The sequence below is a fragment of the Stenotrophomonas sp. 2YAF22 genome (genome assembly GCF_052114665.1).
Classification (GTDB): Bacteria; Pseudomonadota; Gammaproteobacteria; order Xanthomonadales; family Xanthomonadaceae; genus Stenotrophomonas; species Stenotrophomonas indicatrix.
In genome coordinates this window covers 1-2,711 of sequence record NZ_JBFRFE010000598.1, presented here as the reverse complement: position 1 = coordinate 2,711, position 2,711 = coordinate 1, and the positions used below count along the sequence as shown (strand labels likewise).

At 68.2% G+C, this 2,711-nt stretch carries 3 protein-coding genes; 1 reads left to right on the top strand and 2 read right to left on the bottom strand.

Features of this window, described 5'->3' with window-relative positions; translation table 11 throughout:
- Positions 1–143: 143 nt before the first annotated feature.
- Both AB4Y84_RS18725 and AB4Y84_RS18720 read right to left on the bottom strand, forming a co-directional pair.
- On the bottom strand, positions 144–968 hold the full coding sequence (locus AB4Y84_RS18725) for a helix-turn-helix transcriptional regulator (RefSeq protein WP_230112667.1): 825 nt from the start codon (positions 966–968) through the stop codon (positions 144–146).
- The gene (locus AB4Y84_RS18720; RefSeq protein ID WP_363731640.1) at positions 965–1,669 is read right to left on the bottom strand and encodes a VIT1/CCC1 transporter family protein; all 705 of its coding nucleotides are present in this window, start codon (positions 1,667–1,669) and stop codon (positions 965–967) included. Before AB4Y84_RS18720 ends, AB4Y84_RS18725 begins: the two co-directional genes overlap by 4 nt.
- Before the next feature lie 152 nt (positions 1,670–1,821).
- Here AB4Y84_RS18720 and AB4Y84_RS18715 point away from each other — a divergent pair.
- A partial coding sequence (locus AB4Y84_RS18715; RefSeq protein ID WP_442250640.1) for a glutamate--cysteine ligase occupies positions 1,822–2,711 on the top strand: 890 nt, incomplete at its 3' end.

The window sequence follows — 2,711 nt, the reverse complement described above, 5'->3', positions numbered from 1 at the left end:
GACCAAGCCTCCATGGACGGATTCACGGCGTCCCCGCAAACCCACAGTGCCCCGCCATCCCACGGGATGCCGCTTTGGCCTTTGCTGTTGCCGTTGCTTGAAGACCCTCTGCGGGTGCAGGGCGCAGCCCTGCTGAAGAACCCTCAAATATCTGTAGGAGCCAGCCCGTACTGCTCGGCGAAGCGCTTGCTGAAGCTCGCTGCAGAGCGATACCCCGCGCGCGCTGCCACGGTCTTCAGCGGCAGATCGGTGGTGTACAGCAGCTGCATGCCGTGGGCCAGGCGCGCTTCGGTCAGCAGCTGGCGCAGGCTGGTGGCTTCGGCCGCCAACCGCCGCCGCAGGGTCGCACCGCTCAGCGCGAAGTGCGCTTCAACGTCGCGCGACTGCCAGTCGCGTGCCGGTTCCGCGGCGATGCGGTCGCGGATCTGTTCGCCCAGCGTCGGTGCGTGCGGCAGCAGCAGGTTGCCGTGGCCCTGCCGGCACCACGCCAGCACCAGCGTGGCCAGCGCCAGCCGTGCTTCGCTGTAGCGGCCATCCTGCAACGACTGCCGCCAGCTGCGCAGCGCCGTGGCGTGATCGCTCAGCGCCTGCCGTGCCAACGCCGGTCCGGCCGTCGGCAAGGCTTCGCTCCACAGCGTGCGCGCAGCCGCCAGCACTTCCGTGCACAGCGGCACGATCGCGCTGAGGTAGCGGCCGGTCTGCGGGTCCGGTGTGTTGACCACATCGATGCGGCAACGCTGGGTGATCAGCAGGATGTCGCCCGGGACGAAGGTCAGCGACTGGTGTGCGGTACGCACCTGCTTGCGGCCTTCCAGCAGGATCGCGAACTGCGGCTGCGGTATCTCCACCGAACTGGCGCCATGCTCGCGGCGGGCGGTGATGCAGGCATAGCCTTCAGCGCGTTCGCAGCCGGCCAGGCTGGCCATCTCCGCCAGCAGTGCCATGGCGGTGGGGGGCATGCCGGTCATACGACGTGCGCGCCCAGCAGGCGGCCGACCGCCGCTGCAGCGGCCATCGCCAGCGCACCCCAGAACATCACGCGCAGGGCGCCGCGCGTCGGTGACGCGCCACCGGCGCGTGCCGCCATCGCGCCGGTCAGGCACAGGCCGGCCAGCGTGCTTACCGTGGTGGCGGTGGCGACGTTCTGTACCGGTGCCAGCAGTGCGGTCAGCACCGGCAGGGCAGCGCCGCAGGTGAAGGCGCCTGCCGAGGCCAGTGCGGCCTGCAGCGGCCGTGCACGCAGCTCTTCGGTGATGCCCAGTTCGTCGCGTGCGTGGGCGCCCAGTGCGTCGTGCTCGGTCAGCTGCACGGCGACCTGGCGCGCCAGCGCCGGCTCCAGGCCGCGGTGGCGGTAGATCGCGGTCAGCTCGTCCAGTTCGCTGTGCGGGTCTTCGTGCAGCTCGCGTTTCTCCATCGCCAGATCGGCATTCTCGGTATCGGCCTGGGTCTGCACCGACACATACTCGCCGGCGGCCATCGACATCGCTCCGGCCACGGTGCCGGCCACGCCGGTGGCCAGGATCGTGCTGGCCGAGGCGCCGCTGGCGGCCACGCCGACCACCAGGCCGGCGACCGAGACAATGCCATCGTTGGCGCCCAGTACGGCGGCCCGCAGCCAGCCGACGCGATCGGCACGGTGCAGCTCGGGATGTCGTGAATGGCGGCTCATGGCCCTGAGTGTACGAGGGTCAAGAGGGTGTCGGTAGGATGCTGAAACCCGTCACCGTCGCATGACGTAACGAGCCGCCACGCTATAGTGCGCCCTTGCGATGCAAGGCTCCCAGCCCCACATCCCCTGCCACCGTCCAGCGAGCCACCCCCTTGTCGAGCCCCAGCCACGTCGCCGATACGCCCATTACCGACCGCTCGCAACTGGTGGCGGAGATCGCCTCCGGCGAGAAGCCCCGTTCGCAGTGGCGCATCGGTACCGAGCACGAGAAGTTCGGGTTCCGCCTGGATGACCTGCGTCCGCCGACCTTCGATGGCGAGCGCGGCATCGAGGCCCTGCTCAACGGCTTGGTCCGCTTCGGCTGGACGCCGGTGCAGGAAAACGGCAACACCATCGCCCTGCTGCGTGATGGCGCCTCGGTGACCCTGGAGCCGGCGGGCCAGCTGGAGCTGTCCGGTGCGGCGCTGGAAACCATTCACCAGACCTGCGTGGAAACCGGCACCCACCTCAATGAAGTGGCGCAGGTGGCCGGCGAACTGCAGCTGGGTTTCCTCGGCATGGGCTTCCAGCCGAAGTGGACGCGCGATGAAATGCCGTGGATGCCCAAGGGCCGCTACAAGATCATGCGCTCGTACATGCCCAAGGTCGGTTCGCTGGGCCTGGACATGATGACCCGCACCTGCACCGTGCAGGTGAACCTGGATTACGCCAGCGAAGCGGACATGGTGAAGAAGTTCCGCGTGTCGTTGGCGCTGCAGCCGATCGCCACCGCACTGTTCGCCGACTCGCCTTTCACCGAAGGCAAGCCGAACGGCTACCTCAGCTACCGCTCGCACATCTGGACCGATACCGATGCCGACCGTACCGGCATGCTCGACTTCGTGTTCGAGGACAGCTTCGGTTACGAGCGCTATGTCGACTACCTGCTCGACGTGCCGATGTATTTCTCCTACCGCGATGGCATCTACCACAATGCCAGCGGGCAGAGCTTCCGCGACTTCATGCAGGGCAAGCTGCCGGTGYTGCCGGGCCAGCTGCCGAC